Origin of the sequence: Segniliparus rotundus DSM 44985 (genome assembly GCF_000092825.1) — a bacterium.
Classification (GTDB): Bacteria; Actinomycetota; Actinomycetes; order Mycobacteriales; family Mycobacteriaceae; genus Segniliparus; species Segniliparus rotundus.
The window spans coordinates 629,706-646,291 of the sequence record NC_014168.1 but is presented as its reverse complement, the minus strand read 5'-3'; the positions used below and the strand labels follow the sequence as shown (position 1 = coordinate 646,291).

General features: G+C 67.5%; 14 protein-coding genes. 4 read left to right on the top strand and 10 right to left on the bottom strand.

The features are described from left to right. The first annotated feature begins 13 nt into the window (after nucleotides 1-13). Nucleotides 14-736 carry a hypothetical protein gene (locus tag SROT_RS03350; protein WP_013137603.1) on the top strand — a complete coding sequence of 241 codons (723 nt, stop codon included), beginning with the start codon at nucleotides 14-16 and terminating at the stop codon, nucleotides 734-736. An 18-nt stretch (nucleotides 737-754) separates the two neighbouring features. Here the strand turns inward: SROT_RS03350 and SROT_RS03345 are convergent, their stop codons facing one another. The 5 genes from SROT_RS03345 to SROT_RS03325 form a co-directional block, all read right to left on the bottom strand. Then, the gene (locus SROT_RS03345; RefSeq protein ID WP_245535349.1) at nucleotides 755-1,402 is read right to left on the bottom strand and encodes a pentapeptide repeat-containing protein; all 648 of its coding nucleotides are present in this window, start codon (nucleotides 1,400-1,402) and stop codon (nucleotides 755-757) included. Then, nucleotides 1,399-2,631: a dephospho-CoA kinase gene (coaE, locus tag SROT_RS03340; RefSeq protein WP_013137601.1), complete on the bottom strand. Its 1,233-nt coding sequence runs from the start codon at nucleotides 2,629-2,631 to the stop codon at nucleotides 1,399-1,401. Before coaE ends, SROT_RS03345 begins: the two co-directional genes overlap by 4 nt. Nucleotides 2,632-2,710: 79 nt before the next feature. Then, nucleotides 2,711-4,159: a 30S ribosomal protein S1 gene (gene rpsA, locus SROT_RS03335; protein WP_013137600.1), complete on the bottom strand. Its 1,449-nt coding sequence runs from the start codon at nucleotides 4,157-4,159 to the stop codon at nucleotides 2,711-2,713. A 228-nt stretch (nucleotides 4,160-4,387) separates the two neighbouring features. Then, nucleotides 4,388-4,918 (bottom strand): tat pathway signal sequence, encoded by a 531-nt coding sequence (locus SROT_RS03330; RefSeq protein WP_245535348.1) that lies wholly within the window; start codon nucleotides 4,916-4,918, stop codon nucleotides 4,388-4,390. Between the two features lie 49 nt (nucleotides 4,919-4,967). Further along, nucleotides 4,968-5,990: a hypothetical protein gene (locus SROT_RS03325; protein WP_013137598.1), complete on the bottom strand. Its 1,023-nt coding sequence runs from the start codon at nucleotides 5,988-5,990 to the stop codon at nucleotides 4,968-4,970. Nucleotides 5,991-6,148: 158 nt separating this feature from the next. Here SROT_RS03325 and SROT_RS03320 point away from each other — a divergent pair, with 158 nt between their 5' ends. Beyond that, nucleotides 6,149-6,925, top strand: a complete 777-nt coding sequence (locus tag SROT_RS03320) for an alpha/beta fold hydrolase (RefSeq protein WP_013137596.1) — start codon at nucleotides 6,149-6,151, stop codon at nucleotides 6,923-6,925. A 14-nt stretch (nucleotides 6,926-6,939) separates the two neighbouring features. Here SROT_RS03320 and SROT_RS03315 read toward each other — a convergent pair whose 3' ends face one another. Further along, a complete protein-coding gene (locus SROT_RS03315) occupies nucleotides 6,940-7,680 on the bottom strand; it encodes a hypothetical protein (RefSeq protein WP_013137595.1) in 741 nt (246 codons plus the stop codon). 25 nt (nucleotides 7,681-7,705) lie between these two features. On the opposite strand from SROT_RS03315, the gene SROT_RS03310 reads away from it, so the two are divergent. Both SROT_RS03310 and SROT_RS03305 read left to right on the top strand, forming a co-directional pair. Beyond that, on the top strand, nucleotides 7,706-8,419 hold the full coding sequence (locus SROT_RS03310) for a hypothetical protein (protein WP_013137594.1): 714 nt from the start codon (nucleotides 7,706-7,708) through the stop codon (nucleotides 8,417-8,419). A gap of 255 nt (nucleotides 8,420-8,674) precedes the next feature. Beyond that, complete coding sequence (locus tag SROT_RS03305; protein ID WP_041406877.1) at nucleotides 8,675-9,292, top strand: VC0807 family protein; 618 nt, start codon at nucleotides 8,675-8,677, stop codon at nucleotides 9,290-9,292. Here the strand turns inward: SROT_RS03305 and SROT_RS03300 are convergent. From SROT_RS03300 to SROT_RS03280, 4 genes are all read right to left on the bottom strand, one after another. Next, on the bottom strand, nucleotides 9,289-10,656 hold the full coding sequence (locus tag SROT_RS03300; RefSeq protein WP_187288058.1) for a condensation domain-containing protein: 1,368 nt from the start codon (nucleotides 10,654-10,656) through the stop codon (nucleotides 9,289-9,291). The two genes, SROT_RS03305 and SROT_RS03300, sit on opposite strands and share 4 nt — an antisense overlap. 21 nt (nucleotides 10,657-10,677) lie before the next feature. Further along, entirely contained in the window at nucleotides 10,678-12,222 is a 1,545-nt protein-coding gene (locus tag SROT_RS03295) for a condensation domain-containing protein (RefSeq protein WP_013137591.1), read from the bottom strand. Nucleotides 12,223-12,292: 70 nt separating this feature from the next. Next, nucleotides 12,293-13,750: a condensation domain-containing protein gene (locus tag SROT_RS03290; protein WP_013137590.1), complete on the bottom strand. Its 1,458-nt coding sequence runs from the start codon at nucleotides 13,748-13,750 to the stop codon at nucleotides 12,293-12,295. An 891-nt stretch (nucleotides 13,751-14,641) separates the two neighbouring features. Continuing rightward, the gene (locus SROT_RS03280) at nucleotides 14,642-16,561 is read right to left on the bottom strand and encodes a WXG100 family type VII secretion target (RefSeq protein WP_013137589.1); all 1,920 of its coding nucleotides are present in this window, start codon (nucleotides 16,559-16,561) and stop codon (nucleotides 14,642-14,644) included. Nucleotides 16,562-16,586: the final 25 nt, after the last annotated feature.

Sequence of the window (16,586 nt, the reverse complement as noted above, 5' to 3'; positions counted from 1 at the left end):
AAGGAGCGCGCACATGGACACCAGCGCAGTGGCGAAGGCGCAAGCCGAGTTGGCACAGAGCAGCAAGCGCACCGCGGATCTGCTCGACGGCCTCGCCGCCAAGCTCAAGGCTGCCGCCGACGCAGGCGAACAGCACGCGCGAGAGTGGCTGCTCGACCTTCGCGAGACAAGCCTGTCCGTCCGAGAGGAATCCAGCCTCGCCGCGAGCTTGGCCAATATCGCGAGCTTGGGCAACCCCGACGTGATCGCGCAAACCCAAGGATCCCTCGCCGAGCGCCAAGCGCAGTCCGCGACCCTGATCACCCGGCTGAGCGACAAAATGAAGGCCTGCGCCGACCTCGGCGACCTCAACGCGCGGGAATGGCAGCTCGATCTGCGTGAAGCCGCGTTCTCGGCGAACGAGCAGTCCCGTGTGGCTGTCGATCTTGCCCGCGCCGCGACCCAGCCTGCGCCCGTCCCATCTGCGACCGCTCAGCATTTCGCCGCGTCCCCGTACGTCGCGGCGCCCGCCCAACAGCCGTACACGGCTTCTCCGTACACGCAGCCATCGGCCCCTGACTGGCAGCCCTCCCCTGCCCAGCCCCCTGCCGCCGCGCGCTACCAGAGCCCCCAGCAGCAAGGCGGCGGGTTCTTCAGCCGGTTGATGGGCAGCGGCTTCGGCCAGGCGATGGCGATGGGCGCCGGGTTCGCCATCGGCGAGGAAGTCGTCGAGGACGTCATTGACGACATCTTCTGAGCGGCAATGCCCGCCGCGTCAGCCGATGACGCCGATCCCCGTCTCGGCGAGCAGCTGCATGCCGAGCACAACGGCTTGATCTGCGGTGACCTGCGCCCCCCGGAGCGAAGCAACCCCGACAAGACCGTGCAGCGAAGAGCCGCGCAACTCGACCTGGGAGAGCTGCGCCCGCCGAAAGCCCGCCCCGCGCAAATCGGAACGCACGAGGCGCGACTGCGCCAACGCCGCCTCCTGGAAGTCCGCCCCGCGGAGGATCGAGGCCTCCACATGCAGACGTTCAGCCTTGGCCATGCGGAAACTCGCCAGCTCCGCGCCGCAGCTTTCGACCCGGACGTCGCGGAGCCTGGCCCCGCTCAGCGTCAGTCCCGTCATCCGGCAGTCAAGGAACACGGCCCTTTCCAAAAAAGCGCTGTCCCAGATGGCCCCCGAGAGGTCGCAACGGACAAATTCGACATTCTCGCAGCGCAACCGCTCGACCACGAGCCCCGCGAGGCTCGCTTCGACGAGGCGGCTCCGGCGCAGCGTGACGTCCCGCAGTTCGCGCTGCGCCACGAGCGGCCCGCTGGCCTGCACCTCGTCCCAGGTCGCCTCGTCTTCGAGCCGATCCGGGGCCGGGCCGAGCGCTTTGGGGAGCAGCGGCGGCTGCGGCGCAGATTTTCCGGTCACGGCCCGCTGCTCGCTGGCGCAGGCGACCAACCGGTCTCCTGGGCCCACCGCACGGCTCGCGGATAGGCCGTTGCGAACCACGGCTCCTTCACTTGGTCGTCGCCGTCCGCAGGATTGTCCGTCTCCCGCGCCCGCGCTGCTGCGCGCTGCTTGACCGCCAGATACTCGTCCGCGACAGCCGGAGCCGCGCGCAGCCAGTCCCGGAAGAGCAGAGCGAAGCGCTGATTCGGCCAGCCGTCCACGCGAAGATGCAGGTTCGCCGGTCTGCCTGGATCCGCCGAGACACAGAACCGCTTGCGCCAACGGCTCATGTCTTGGTCCGCACTCGCGGCAGCCCCATGGGGATTGTCGTGGTCGACGCCGGGGACTGGGATGAAGCCGATGGCAGCGAGCGGTTCGACGAGTTCGTCCGCGTCCTGCAACGAGGCGACCGTGAGCTGGAGGTCGATCACATTCTTCGCGGCGAGGCCGGGCACGGCGGTGGAGCCGATGTGGTCCGCCCGGACCGCCTTCCCGCCTGCGGCGACCGAGACCCGGGCGATGAGCCGCGCCGCTTGGGCCTGCCAGGTCGGGTCCGGTTCGGCGAGGACATAGGCTTCGGGCGCTGGCGGAGGCGTCCGCGCCAGCACGTGCTCGTGGAACGGCGCAATGCGCTCAGCCCACAGTTCGCGCACTCTTGCGCGGAGGTCTTCGGGCGAGCCGCTGTTGTCCAGCACGATGTCGGCGGCGGCGCGGCGCGCGTCGTCCGAAGCTTGGGACCGTATCCTGGCGAGCGCGTCTTCCTCGCTCATGCCCCGCGCCTCGGTCAGCCGCCGCAGGCGCTCCTCGGGCGGGGCTTCGACAATGACCGCCAGCGAGAAGAACGGCGCGAGGCCCAACTCCACGAGGAGCGGGATGTCGCGGACCACGACCTGCTCGGGCGGGGCGGCTTCCACCAGCTCCTGGCTCCGGGCCGCGACCAGCGGATGCGTGATCGCGTTGAGCTGCGCTCGGGCTTCGTCGTCGCCGAACACTTTCGCGGCGAGCTTCGGACGGTCGAGCGTCCCGTCTTCGGCGAGGATCTCGGCCCCGAACGCCTCCACGAGCTGCGCGAGCCCAGGCGTGCCCGGCTCGACCACTTCTCGCGCGATCTTGTCCGAGTCCACAATGAGCGCGCCGAGCTCCGCGAACACGGCAGCGACAGTGGATTTTCCCGATCCGATTCCACCGGAGAGCCCGATCTTCAGCATGCGGGGAGTCTATCGGAGACCGAAAACGCCGATGGCCACCTGTCGAAACAGGTGGCCATCGGCGTTGCGGGGAAAGCTGTCAGGCTTTCGAGGCGAGCTTCTCGCGCAGCGCCTCAAGCTGCTCTTCGCTGGCGATCCGGCTGCCGGACTCCGGCTCCCCGGAGTCCTGGCGGCCTCGGCCGTTGGACGCGGCGCGGGCCGGGGCGGCTTTGACCGCCGCCGCGAACCGCTCGATCTGCTCGCCGTGGAGCTTCCACAGACGCTCGGACTCGGCGTAGCGGGCCTCCCATTCGGCGCGCTGGGCGTCGAAGCCTTCGAGCCATTCGTTGGTCTCCGAGTCGAAGCCCTCCGGGAAAATGTAGTTGCCGTCCTCGTCGTAGGAGTCGGCCATGCCGTAGCGCGCCGGGTCGAACTCCTCCGGGTAGTCCTCGTTCGCCTGCTTGATGGACAGCGAGATCCGGCGGCGCTCAAGGTCGATGTCGATGACCTTCACGAGCACCGCGTCGTCCACGGCGACCACGGACTCCGGCTGCTCGATGTGGCGCTCGGAGAGCTCCGAGATGTGCACCAGGCCCTCGATGCCCTCGCCGACGCGGACGAACGCGCCGAACGGGACGAGCTTGGTGACCTTGCCCTGGACGATCTGGCCGATGGCGTGGGTCCGGGCGAAGTGCCGCCACGGGTCCTCCTGCGTCGCTTTGAGCGACAGCGAGACGCGCTCGCGGCTGAAGTCGACGTCGAGCACCTCGACGGTGACCTCGTCGCCGACCTTGACGACCTCGGAGGGGTGGTCGATGTGCTTCCACGACAGCTCGGAGACGTGCACGAGGCCGTCCACGCCGCCAAGGTCCACGAAGGCGCCGAAGTTGACGATGGAGGAGATGACGCCCTTCTTGATGTTGCCCTTCTGCAGGCGGTTCAAGAATTCGGTGCGCACCTCGGACTGGGTCTGCTCCAACCAGGCTCGGCGCGAGAGGACCACGTTGTTGCGGTTCTTGTCGAGCTCGATGATCTTGGTCTCGATCTCTTTGCCGATGTACGGCTGCAGGTCGCGCACCCGGCGCATGTCCACGAGGGAGGCCGGGAGGAAGCCGCGCAGACCGATGTCCACGATCAGGCCGCCCTTGACGACCTCGATGACCGTGCCCTTGACGGACTCGTCCTTCTCCTTGTGCGCCTCGACCTCGCCCCAGGCGCGCTCGTACTGCGCGCGCTTCTTGGAGAGGATCAGGCGGCCTTCTTTGTCCTCTTTGGTGAGGACGAGGGCTTCGACGACGTCGCCGACGGAGACGACCTCGCTGGGGTCGACGTCGTGTTTGATGGAAAGCTCGCGGGAGGGGATCACGCCTTCGGTCTTGTAACCGATGTCAAGAAGAACTTCGTCGCGTTCGACCTTCACGATCGTGCCTGACACGATGTCCCCGTCGTTGAAGTATTTGATCGTGGCGTCGATGGCCTTGAGAAGTTCCTCGATGTTCCCGACGTCGTTGACGGCAACAATGGGCGAGGTGGTCGTAGGGGTTGGCATAAGGTTCGGGGACTCCGGAATTTTCTTGAGCTCGTAGGGTCAGGCTTGGACACTCGCCGCACGTCGCGCCTGGTTTCACCCATTCGAAACGCGCGGCAGTGCTTCACTGCCGACGAAAGTCCGCATGCGAAACACAAGTGTGATGCTTTAGAGTACCCGCTCCGAAGAGGAAGAGCAAACTCGCCCAGCCCCCCCCCCCGCGGGCGGGGGGTTCGCCGCCCGGCCGATTCAGTTGTTGGGGGGGTTGGGGTGTATCGGCCCCGCGTCGGGCGGAACCGGCACGCCGTCGCAGTTCGCCCCGAGCTCGCGGGTCTTGGACTCGACGGCGGCGATGTCCGCCAGCACCGTCGAGGGGTCGGCCTCGTCGTCCAGCGAGCCGTCGAGTTCGCGCAGCAGGTCGGCGTACTCGCTGTAGTCGTCGTCCCACGGGTTGGGGTCGTTCACCCAGATATTGCCCTGCGCCGCCCCGCCCGTGACCCTGTCGAGCCGGGTGATCGTCGTGGACAGGTCCGTGCCGACCCACGCGACAGCGTCGCGGACGGCAGGGTCGTCCCAACGCCAGCCGGGCTTGGACATGGCGGCGCGCAAATGGTCGAGGTCGCGTTGCACGGTCCCGGTCACGCCTCGGTTCATCTGGCACCAGTTGGGCCGGGCCTGCGCGGCGGGCTCGAGGACGAGCATCGCCGACCCGGCGAGCAAAAACGCCGAGGCGACAGCGACGGGCCGAAAGAGCCCAAGCCGGGAGAACGCGATCCGCATAGCGCTCAGCATAGCCGAGCGGATCAGAATCGCCCGGAAGCCGGCCGGGCTACTCGCCAGAGCCGCCCGGACCGTCCGCTTCGTCTGGGCCGGGGTTGTCGCCGTCGGGGCCTTCGCCGGGGCAGAACGGGTACTGGCCCCAACCGCCGGAGCGGTAGTCGTAGCGTTCGCAGCCCTGATGCGCCAGCGGGGCGGGCTGCGCGTCCGCGGGCGGCGGGTACGGCCGGTGCGCGGGCGGCGGCGCGTCAGGATCGTCGGGGTCGGGCACTGCCACATCGACCCAGCCAGGGGTGTGCGGCCACGCGGTGTTCTCGATCCCCGGCGGCCGCGCGGTGTCCGGGCTGGAGCCCGCGGGCCACTCCGGCTGCCCCGGCGGAGCCACACCGGGCTGAGCAGTCTCCCCCCAGCCGACGCAGAGGTTCTTGATGACGTCGTACTGCTCTTCGAGGGAGATCCAATCCCTCGTCAGATCCTGCGCGGCGACCTGCTCGCGCACATCGCCGACGACCTCGCCGAACTTGGCGCTGAGCGCGCTCCCGGCGTCCTGCAGCTCCGCCCACCAGGTCTCGGCGACCAAGGTGTTGATCCGGCGGTACAGCAGGGGGGATTTCTCCTCGAACTGGTCCACCGCGTCCTGCACATCGGGATCGCCCCACGCCCATTGCTTCACCGGCGCGGGACCTGCGGGAGCCGACGGGGGCTGCGCGGCCTGGTCTGCGGGCCGCGGCGGGGCGGGCGGGCTTGCGTGGCGAGGCCACAACGGGTTGCCGTCGGCGGCGCGCGGGGGCTGGTCCTCGTTGTCGCGCTGCTTCACCGGCGGGGAGGCGTTCGGCCCGGGCGCGCTGCCCTGGCCCGCCTGAGCGGATTGCCCCCGCTCCTTCGCGACGTCCAGGTCATGGGCGACGGTGGCCGCGCGCAACGGGTCCAGGGCTTCGCGGAGCTGGACGTAGTACGACGTGGCCTGCGGGCACCAGATCGGGTGGAAGTCCTGTTCGGCTTCGGCTTGGCCGATGAACGAAACACTCGCCGCGCACACCGCGGAGCACAACACAGCGGCAACAGTCGGTCTCATAGTCGGCCATGATCCCGGCAGCGCCGCCGCCACGACGGCGCGCGGCCCGGCCCGGCCGCCTCGAATCCCTCGTCAGACCCGCCGCGGCGCTTGTGCTCCAACTGAGCGGAATAGATCTGGGCGGAATAGAACAAGCGGTCGCGGAGTTGCCCCATCATATGTCTTCCTTGCACACGCACCTTTTCGGACCGGCAGACGGGCCGCCGATCCTCGCGATCCACGGGGTGACCGGCTACGGCGGCCGGTTCCGCAGGTGGTCGCAAACACAGGTCCCCCACGCGCGGGTCATCGCCCCGGACCTCCTCGGCCACGGCCATTCCTCGTGGACCGCGCCGTGGAACATCGAGGCCCAAGTGGACGCGCTCGAAGCGACGGCGCGCGAGCACGCGAACGGCCCCGTCCTGGTGCTCGCGCACTCGTACGGCGGCTTGCTGTCCGTGCATCTCGCCAACCAGGCCCCCGATCTGGTGAAAGGCTTGCTCCTGCTCGACCCGGCCATCGGAGCCCGCCGAGAACAGCTCACCGAATACGCGGATTGGTTCGTCGAGCACCACTCCTACCGGGACCGAGACGAGGCGTTCGCCGATAAAAAGAGCGAGGCGTGGGCCGATGTGCCGGATGAGATCCTGCAAGCCGAGCTTGACGAGCACTTCGTCGAACTGCCGGACGGCAGGTTCTTCTGGCGCTTCTCCCCCGCCGCGCTGATTACCAGCTGGAGCGAGCTCGCACGGCCCTGGGCGCTGCCCCCGGCGGGAATCACGGCCACCGTGCTCGTGGCGGACAAGGTGCAACCGCCGTATTTCAACCCGGAGTACGAGCAAGCGCTTCGGGAGCGGCTCGGCGACGCGCTCACCGTCGCGCATCTCGACGTCAACCACATGGTCCTGGAAGAGCGTCCCGAGGTCGTCGGCGAACTGGCCCGCGAGCTGCTCTAGCGTGCGCTCGCCCCTCAGCCCTGCTTCACTTTGTCCGCGAGTTTCTGGAACAACGCCCGCAACGTCGCCTCGTCGAGCGGGGCTTTGCCCCCCTCTGCGCTGCTGGTGCGGCTCAGCACGCCCAGCACCGTTGTGTTCCCGACCGGGGCCGCGATGAGCTCCCGAGAGAAGGTGTACCCGATGCCCGACGGGGATTGCAGCTGCGCCTCAAGGCCGTAGGCGAGGCCCCCGGCAGGAGCGTCCATCGGCGTGATCGAGCCCTGCCCAGGGCCGATCTTCTCGGATGTGACGGCGAAGCGCGCGCAACCGGCGATCGCGTCCCGGTATCTGCCGAGCGGGACCGGGTCGCGGGTGACGGTGAAGGTGAGCGTTGTCGAAGACCGCTGGTCGAAGCCGAGCGAGCTGCGCGACTCCGAGGAGGCGGGCAGGGCCGGTCCGGCCGCGGGCCGGTATGTGGGCCGGCTCCCGAACGCGACCAACGCCGCGCACCCCGGCTGGTCGGTGGCGAGATGGTCGAGGGTGAGTTTCGAGTAGTCGAAAAGCCGGGGGTCTTTGCTCTGCGGCCCGAGTTCCACGGAGTCCAGAGCCCGAAGGTCGCGGTCGTCGTGGAACTCGTACCCCTCGGGGAAATCAGAGCCCGCCAACGCGAACGACGCGGGGACGCGCGAGGGGTCCGGCGGCGGGGCCGGGGAGGAGCAACCGCACACCAAGGCCGCCACAGCGGCGCACAAAGGCACAAGCCGATTCCAAAGCATCCGATCAAGCCTAGAATAAGCAGCTGTGCTCCTGCCCAGTGTCCCCCGTCTCGGCCCCCATGCCTGTCCTGCACAGGCCCGTCCCGCCCGGATTCGGTTCGCGCTCCCTTTGAGGTTGCTCGCGGCCGGGTCCGCCCCCGTGTTGTTGAGCGCCGGTTGCGGCTTCCTCTCCGGCGACGGCCGAGTCACCGTGGCGACTGCGACCGTCACCGTCACGCCGGAGAGCACAAGCCAAACGCCCGCCCCGACGAGCGCCGCCCCCGAGCCCGCGCCGCAGGACCCGAACGAACCGGCCGAGCTGAACGGGCTCGAGCTCGCAGATCCGTCCGGCTTTATGCGGGGGCAGAGCAGTTGGGTGTTCGCCACTGCGTCGGGAAACACGGCATGCAAGTTCGTCGTCGGCGAAGGCGGCTTCTGCCATGTCGCAGACGACTCCGGGCCGCCATGGAGCTCGGGCTGGGTCTGCGATCTGCATCGCGGCCAGGACCCCGACGGGGCGCGGTCGAGCCTGGTGGGCTGGGAATCGGATTATCGGCAAAAACCGTGCCACACCCTGCTGGAGGGCGAATGGCCGGACAATGCCCCGACGCTGCCCGCCGGAAAGAAAATCGTGCTGCAAGTGGACCCCGAACACGGGGTCACTGTGACATGCGGACAACAAGGCGCGAACATCACCTGCGCGAACAACGCCGAACACGGTTTCACGATCCGACCGGGCGCCGCGCCGAAACTCTGGTAGCGCAGTCGCGTTTTCTTTTGCCGCCAACAAGCACGAACACGCTGTTGCGGCGGGTGGCTTCGTCTTTTACGATGACTATGCGCCGGCATATCTCCATGTCCGCTTCATTTTCCTCTCCGTTCAATCCTCGCCGTGGAGTCGCCCATGCACAACAGCTCGCCAATGCCCGATAGCGCCACGACCGACCAGACAGAGGCGTGCCCGACGCAGTCTCCGAGCGCCCCCGAACCGTCGCGGCCCACACCTGCGGCAGGTATGAAGAATCTGGCGAAACGCGTGTGGCTGAACGTCGGGCTTGTGCTTGCCGCGTATTACGCCGCGCGAGTCCTCGGGGCGGCGGCCTGGGTCGCTGTCATCGCCGGGATCACGGTGTCGGCGCTGTTGAGCTTGGCCACGCTGCTGCGCGAGCGAAAAGCGAACATCGTCTCGCTGGTCGTCATGGCATTGCTCGCGTTTTCGCTCGCCGTCGGGCTCACCACGCACAACGCGCAGCAAACCCAGGTCGCGAACACGCTTCCTGGCGCGCTGACCGGGCTCGCCCTCCTCATCAGCTGGGCCGCGGGAAAGCCGCTCACAAAACTTTTCTCCGAGAAAGCCCTTCCTGGTTTCGCGGAAAACGACCTCCGAGCGCAAGGCTGGACGCCGGACGATATGCGGGAATGGGACCGGATGCATAGGAGAACCACTTTTTTCTGCGGCCTCACCTATATCGCGCTCATTCTCGTCGCGCTCTTGTGCATTTTCCATCTTCCCGTCGACATCGCGCAATGTGTGACATCTGTCCTGGGCACTTCGATGATGTTCGTCGTCTTCGGCTCCGTGTCCATTCGAATTCGCGCCTTCGCCCGAACAAGAGGAACCGCTCACCCCTAACGGCTCGGGGCGAGCGGGCTCGACCTGAGCGCCGCCTGCACCACATCGCGCATTGTCTCGACCAATCCCTCTGCTGTCCTTCGGGCGATATCGGTGTCGGGATAACGCAGGCGCACAGACAGCCCGTCTGCCGTCCGTGAGAACCAGAGTTGCAGATCGTCCGCAACCGTCACGTTGCTGATGTGGCGCGGTCGGGCCGCAGCAGGAAGCCCCGCCCCAGGAGCCTTGCGATAATCGAGGAAGCTCACCGCGCTCACATCCCTGCGGGCCAAGCTGACCAAGGGCGCTTCCCCGCCGACGACTTGCGCCAACGGGACTTTCGCGGCAGGCAGCATGGACCGGAACAGAGCTTTATTGCGAGCGATCCCATCGGCGAAGGAGTCCCCGGCGACGAGGATGAGCGGGATGTTCTTGACGAACCAGCCGACCGCCTGCTCCCATTCGGGTTTCCAGCGCGTGTGCAGGGGCGTGGACAGGGGGAACTCCTTGGGCCCGCCGAGCTCGCGCACTGCTGCCGCCAACGCGGTCACCACACCGTTGAACAGGCTTCCGCCGGCTGCGGCGCAGACCCGTTCGAGCGACTGCGCCGCAGCGTCGGAGAGCAGCGAGCACACTGCCGAGCCCTGCGGGGCCAGCGCCCCAGGCCCGACGCCCAGATCGAGCGGGAAGGCGGGGCCGACCCCTCCGGCCATCGCCGCGAACTCACGCCACGCGAGAAAGCCGGGGTGCTCGGGGGGCACCGCAGGCATGCCCGCCTCGAACTCGCAGTACTCCAAGAAGCTCCCCACCGGCGGCAGCGGCGCGGGCTCGCGCCCTTCGACTCGGGCGTGATAATGATCCCAGAGCTCCGCGAAGGCGACCGCGAAGGACATGGCGTCCACAGCGGTGTGGTCGAAGGCGCATATGATCGTGCTCGCTTCGGGCCGGTCCACCGCCGCGAAGAGCCCCGACGGCGAGCGGGTCGGATCACAAGCCTCGTCCAACCGGCCCCGCAGAAAGCGGTGCATGTCCTCGGCCCCGTCGAAGGGCACGCCTGCACTGGGCGGCTCGAAGACGACATGGGCGGGAGGGATGACTCGGCGCTGGATCTCTCCGCCGGCCACCTCGTAGGCGCACCGAAGCGCCTCGTGACGACGGACCAGCGCTTCGAACGCGGCGGCAAGAGCGTCGTGGTGGACGTGGCCGGGCACATCGAAGGCCAAGGCCATCCACCCCTTCCAGGGATTGGACGGGGCCCCGCCCAGCAACGGCGAGAGATGGTAGCGCTGGCTCTGGGCGAGCCCGATCCGCGACAGCGCGCCGGTCACATGGCGCGGGCGCCATTCACGCCACACTCCGGGCACCAGAGAGAAGCGGTCGACCACAGTGAGCAGCATGGCAGCGGCTCACACCGTCTGGGGCGCGGCTTCGGCCGAAAGCGACCCCGCCAGCGTGTAATCGCCGTTCTCCACGACGGAGCGGAGCACATCGCCCACATGCGTGTAGTACCGGCGCAGCGCGGCCTGCGCCGTGGGGTTGGCCAAAGAGAAAACATCGGCGTTGAGCACATCGTGGTAGCGCCAGAACCAGACGTATTGCGCGGATCTGGTGTACGTCCGGGACGGATGCACGACCTTGGAATACGTGCTCGCTTTGGAGGAGACCGGATGCGCAATGGTCCGCATGTCGAAATAGGAGACCATGGACGGCAGCGTTTTCGTCTCCGCGCCCGCCGCGGCGGGGTCGAAGCCAGTGTCGGCGAGCAGTTCGAAAAAGCGCTCGACGGGCACCGAGGCGAGCGGGGCGCTCGCGTCGATCGCCTGTTGCGCGCGGGACACGAGATCGGTGAAACTGCTGGCCCCTTCGACGCTGAAGGCGATGGGGACGACGCCGACGAACCAGCCGTGCGACGCGTCATGCCCTTTTTGCCGGTTCGACACCGTGCGGAACTCGTCGAATTTCCGCCGGCCGGCGAGCTCGTAATTCGTCACAGCGAGCGCCGCGTACAGCCCGGCCGCCAAACCGCCGCCGCTTTCTTTGCAACGCTGCTTCAAAACTTCCGTCTCCGCGCCGGTCAAGAGGTCGAAATCCCAGGGGCCGCCGCTCGGGCGGTCCGGGTCGGCACCGAGGTCCAACGGGAAACGGTGCGCCTCCTCGTCGAATTCGGCGAGATAGGCGGCCCACTTTTGGATTTCCGGCGACTGCAACGTGAGGGGCGCGAGACGTTCGCGCTCCTCACGGGCGGCCTGCAGCACACTGCCTGCGGGTGGCAGCTGCGCGTCGCGGCCGCTGACGGCGGCCTCGTACAAAGCCGTGATCTCGAGGATCGCCACCAAGTTGGAATAGCCGTCGCAGTAGCAGTGGTCTTCGGCGAAAATCGCGGTGAAGCCCGTCTCGTGCTCGATGGCGGCGAAGTACAGCGCCGGCCAGCGCAGCGGGGAGGTCCGCGCGTTGAACTGGGACACGAAATACTCCCTGGCCTCGTCGCCGGTCGCGAACTCGGGCCCCTCGGCCAGCTCCCAGGAGATCGCGTCGAGGTCGACTTCGTGGCGGAGGACGTCCGAAGGACCGCCTTGCGCGGGCTCGGGCACTTCGAACCAGGAGCGCAGCCCGTCGTGGCGGCTCAGGAAGACCTGCCAGGCCTGGCCCAACGCTTCTTTGTCGAGCGCCCCCGCGAACCTGATCGCCATCGCCTCCCAGACGTTCGAGTCCGACGAGCCTTCCCGCAAGCGCTCCGCTTCGCGTCGCAAATGCTGCACTTGGATGTACAAGGGAGGCACGGGGCTCACCGGGGCGCCCGGTTCGACGAGCTCCTTCGGGGCGCTCATGCGCCATTCCCAGACCTTGCCGGGAAGCGGCTGCCACTGGGGCGCGCTGATGTGGACGCCGTAGGAGTTCGTCTGCTGGAGAGCTGGATTCTGGCACGCTTCCGGATCACCGAGTTCGCGCATGGGGGTTCCTTCCTTTGTCGAGCCTGTCGCCGCTGTTCCGCCGTGATCGTTCTGCGCGCCCGCCGGCGCCTCAGACCGCGGCGACAAGGCTCTGCCGGGTGAATCGCGGATGGCTTTGGACGTGGAAGTCGCCGTGATGGGCCACCGCCACCATGACAGTCCGCAACGCCGAGAAGAACCGGTGCACGCTCGAAGCCGCCGTGAACGTGTTCGGGTACCGCGCGGAGAGCGACAAACCGAGCGCGGGGAACCGGACGAGCGCCATGAAGACTTCTGTGTCGGAGTAGTTTTTGCTCCGCAGCGCCCGCATGCGCTGTTGCAGCCACTGATCGGCGCCGGCCATCGCCGACGCGTTGTTGAAGGAGGCGATGAAGGACGGTTTGATCTCTTCGGAGAGCACCTCGCAGACCTTCGCGAAAGGCACGGAGCTGACCAGGCGCGTCGAGGAGTAGCTCTGCTGCGCGACAGGCACGAGGGCCGAGAACGAATCCGCCGCGCGAAGGTCGACCGAGACCGGGGCCGTGCCGACGAACCAACCGATCGATTGCGCCCAGCGCATGTCGCTCCGCGTGTCCAGCGGCGTCACGAAACTCAGCCGGTCCCGGTCCGAGGTGAGCTTGGTCGCCAGCGCCATGGCCGCCGCGATCCCGGCGTTGTAGCCGCCGCCGAAGGATTTGCACGCGCTGAAGAACGCGTCGCACTGCTCCGAGTCCAACAGCCAGGTGTTGTAGGGGCGCTGATGGACGAGGCCGCGGTGGGGCTTGGGGTCCGACAAGGGCAGCGGGAAGTCCATCGCGTCCCCTTCGGCGACCCGCTCGGCCCACGCGCGCACCGCCGGGTGCTCGGCGGTGACGCTTTGGGCCGCTTCGCGTTCCGCGGCGGAGAAGTCCACGTACGAATCCTTGACCACGGAAGGCTCCGGAGCGTAGTCGAGGCCCTCTTCCAGGACTTTCTTGTACAGTTCTGCGAGTTCTGTGCTGACGAGCACTTGCGAGTAACCGTCCAGGAGGCTGTGGTCGGCGACGAAGACGATCGTGATGGTCCCGTCGTCGCGCTCCACCGTGGAGAGGAGGTAGCCGGGCCAGTTCAAGGGCGAGGCCACCACGTCGAACATGTGGCTGAGCTCCCGGTGGACGGCGGTCGAAGAGCGCAACGGCCCTGCGCTGACCGGCTCGAAGTCCACCGCGCCGACGGGGAGGGTGCGGCGGATCAAGGGCGAGGACGACGGCTGGGATGGGTCCCGCAGCGACACCTGGGAGCGAAGCACCTCGTGTTGGTCCACCCAGAGCCGCAGCGTGCGGCGAATCGCCTCGTGGTCAAGGTGGCCTTCGAATTCGAACGCGGTCCCGATCCAGCTTTCCCGCGCGTCGGAGCTGGCGCTGGCGTATCCGCGAAGGTGGGCCTCGTGCACGTATGAGGCACACCTGTCGTCCTCCGGCCACTCCTCAAGGCTCAGGTCGGCCCGCGCCATCCAGTGCGTGACAATTCCAGGCAGAATCGGGTATTCGGAAAGTTCAATGCTTTCCATCGGGAGCGCTCCTTCTCATGAAGTTATTTTTTATTTTTCTTATGAAGTTATTTTTTTATTTTTTCGCTGTTTTCACTTCTTCGCCCACGCTCACGCGCCGCCGGTATCGCGCGCTCACGGAACTCCGTCTTTGTTTCCAACAGATAAAATCGTCGGCCTCCGCTACGTCTTCGCCGCTTCGCTGGTCCTTCAGGTTGGCAATTGCATCCTTCTCGTCCATCGCAGTGCATCGACATGGCCGTGTCAACTAAAAACCGCTGTGTTGAGCGTCTCACGAAATGCGGGGGCGCGGAGCATGCGGAACGCGACTCCCTCGACGCGTTGACGCGGCGCTCCGCCGCGCTGAACTGCGATTTCACGACAGCCCAAAGATCCCGTGCATGAAAAGAAGATTCTTCTCGCGCATAAATAACGTTATATGCGTTTAACGCATTGAAATTTCGTCGGCCTTTTCTCGCAGACCTCGCGTCGCCCAGGACACACCAATGCTCCCTGGAGAGTGGGGCCACACATGCTCAACACGGGAATCTCATTCCTCGCGCCCATCTCGGGGCGATATTGGCGGCGGCGGTCGCGCGATGTATGTTTCGTCTCTGTGAACAGCTCTGAGCGGCATTTCAGCCCGGAACGGAGCCCGCGGCGCGCAGCAGACATCGCGAAAGAATTCTTCGCTTTCCTGTTTTTCCCTGTCTTCGTTCAGCCTGTCGTCCCTGCGTTTGCCGTGTTGCTCGAAATTCTCGACGAGCTCGGACTTTCGCCCTGGATCGCAGACTCAGGGAAAACGCCTTCTCGTTCGTGCGAACCGTCGTGCGGAGGCCCCTCACAACGGCCGTCCGGGCTGCGGCGGCGGAAAGAGGAACCAACATCGAAACAGGGGCCTTGGCGCTCGGGCTAGGTCCGGGTCTCGAAAAGGTCGGGGTCTTCCCACACGTCGGAATCCTTTGTGTCGCCGGGAGACGGCTGCGCGGGGCTGTCCCCGACGTGCCCGAGGTCGGACGGCAGCGGCCCGAAGCGGATCCCGACATCTTCGCCAGAAGCTTCCCGCTGCTGGACGCCAGCGCCGTGCCGCTCAAGGATGGAGCCGCTGTCCATCGCCGAGGGGAAGCTCTCCGGATCGGCGCGCAAACCGAACTTGTTCGAGACAGCCGCTTGCGCGGGGGCCGCGCCGCCCGCGCCATGCATGCCGCCTTGCGCGCCGCCCATCTGGCCCCCGGAGGCCGCAGCGGGTTTGTCTTTGTCCTTCTCGTCCGATTGCGCGTCGTCGGGCGAGTCGCCCTCCAGGTCGGCTCCTGTGTCCGAGCGGGCGAAGTCATTCGTGCTCGACGCCTCGGAACCGTGGCTGGCAGGTCCGGAAGCCTCGCCGCCATGGCCCCCTGCGGCGAGGTCGGCGCCCATGCCCGCAGGGGGAGGTCCGGTGAACCCCTGCGCGGCGCCGGCCTCGGACTCGGCGCCGGCGAAGGCCCCCGTCGCGCCCGCCGTGCCGTCGAAACCGCCCATGCCCGCCATGCCGCCGCCCGTGCCCATGCCGCCGCCGGAACCGAGCGCGGTGCTGACGATGGAGGAAACTCCCTGCAACAACCCTTCGGAACCGCCCTGTTGCGCGTTGCCGTATTGGTCCGAGTACCCGGCGCTCGCGTATCCGGCTGCAGCGCCCGCAGCAGGAAGGCCATGCAGAGCGGAGTCCGCCTCGCCCGGCAGGCCCCCGAGATTGCCGACCGGCTGACCGGAGCGGGGGAACTCGCCCATGCCGCCACCAGCCGAAGAGGGCGCGGCGGGGACATGGCTTGGCGCGGCGGCGGGCCCCTCGCCCGAGGTGCGGCTGGTCTCCGCTCCGCTCGCGGTATGTGTCAGGCCACCGCCGGATCCATGCGCCTCGCCCAGAGCGCCCTCGTGTCCTGCCGTCGAGCCGACGACCCCGAGACCAGCACCGCCCTCAGAGCCAAGCGCGCCATTGCCCAAGGAGGCGCCTCCCTGCGACAGAATGTCATCCAGGCTCCGGGAAGACGGCTGCGACGAGGCAGACTGTGGCGACGGGCTCTGTGGCGAGGAGTGCGGCTGCGATGCGCTGCCACCGCTGCTGGCCGCTGGAGAACTACCGCCCGAGGAGCTGCCAACCGGGGAGCTGCCACCGCCTGACGACGAGGAGCCGCCGCCCTGGGGCCTGGCGAAAGCGCTCGGGTCCGCGATGCGCGCACCAGTGCCCGAACCAGCACCACCTGCATCCGCAGACCCGCCCCCCTGCGGCCTGGCGAACGTGCTCGGATCCGCCATCGTGAGCCCGCCATCCACGCCCTCGTCCGGTGTCACACCGCCTTTCGGCCTGGCGAACGTGCTCGGATCCGCCATCGTGAGCCCGCCATCCACGCCCTCGTCCGGAGTCACACCGCCTTTCGGGACACCGTAGCTGCTGGGATCGGGGATGGTTTCGCCGAGCTGCCTCATGATCTCGGCGTGCTCTGAGTCCACTTCCTCAAGTTGGTCCACCGCCCCGGAAAGTTGGTCCGACACATGGGCGATGGAGTCTGCGAATGAGGTGATACCGCTGCCGATCTGCTGGTAGACCATTTGGAGAGCTGCGGCGAACGGGCGGGCGATGAGCCCGTACACATCCGACCCGACATGGACCCCTGATGCTTGCTGCCCGATGTCCGAGAGGGTCTGGCCTGCCGCCTGGATGTCGCTCGCGTCCTGACGGACGGAGTCGGGGTCGAGTCGGAAACCTTGCGATCCGCCGCTGCCGCCGCCCGAAGAGGACCCAGCCGTTCCCGACGGTTGCGAGCCGCCCGACGAACGTGGATTGTGTATCAACATTTCTTCTCCTCATCACGCTGCCGGG

Excerpts from the sequence above, each read along its gene's own strand:
- rpsA (WP_013137600.1), bottom strand. The coding sequence starts at position 4,159 with ATGCCAACCCCTACGACCACCTCGCCCATTGTTGCCGTCAACGACGTC.
- SROT_RS03315 (WP_013137595.1), bottom strand. The coding sequence starts at position 7,680 with ATGCTTTGGAATCGGCTTGTGCCTTTGTGCGCCGCTGTGGCGGCCTTG.
- SROT_RS03295 (WP_013137591.1), bottom strand. The coding sequence starts at position 12,222 with ATGCGCGAACTCGGTGATCCGGAAGCGTGCCAGAATCCAGCTCTCCAG.
- coaE (WP_013137601.1), bottom strand. The coding sequence starts at position 2,631 with ATGCTGAAGATCGGGCTCTCCGGTGGAATCGGATCGGGAAAATCCACT.
- SROT_RS03325 (WP_013137598.1), bottom strand. The coding sequence starts at position 5,990 with ATGAGACCGACTGTTGCCGCTGTGTTGTGCTCCGCGGTGTGCGCGGCG.
- SROT_RS03290 (WP_013137590.1), bottom strand. The coding sequence starts at position 13,750 with ATGGAAAGCATTGAACTTTCCGAATACCCGATTCTGCCTGGAATTGTC.
- SROT_RS03350 (WP_013137603.1), top strand. The coding sequence starts at position 14 with ATGGACACCAGCGCAGTGGCGAAGGCGCAAGCCGAGTTGGCACAGAGC.
- SROT_RS03320 (WP_013137596.1), top strand. The coding sequence starts at position 6,149 with ATGTCTTCCTTGCACACGCACCTTTTCGGACCGGCAGACGGGCCGCCG.
- SROT_RS03305 (WP_041406877.1), top strand. The coding sequence starts at position 8,675 with ATGAAGAATCTGGCGAAACGCGTGTGGCTGAACGTCGGGCTTGTGCTT.
- SROT_RS03280 (WP_013137589.1), bottom strand. The coding sequence starts at position 16,561 with ATGTTGATACACAATCCACGTTCGTCGGGCGGCTCGCAACCGTCGGGA.
- SROT_RS03330 (WP_245535348.1), bottom strand. The coding sequence starts at position 4,918 with ATGCGGATCGCGTTCTCCCGGCTTGGGCTCTTTCGGCCCGTCGCTGTC.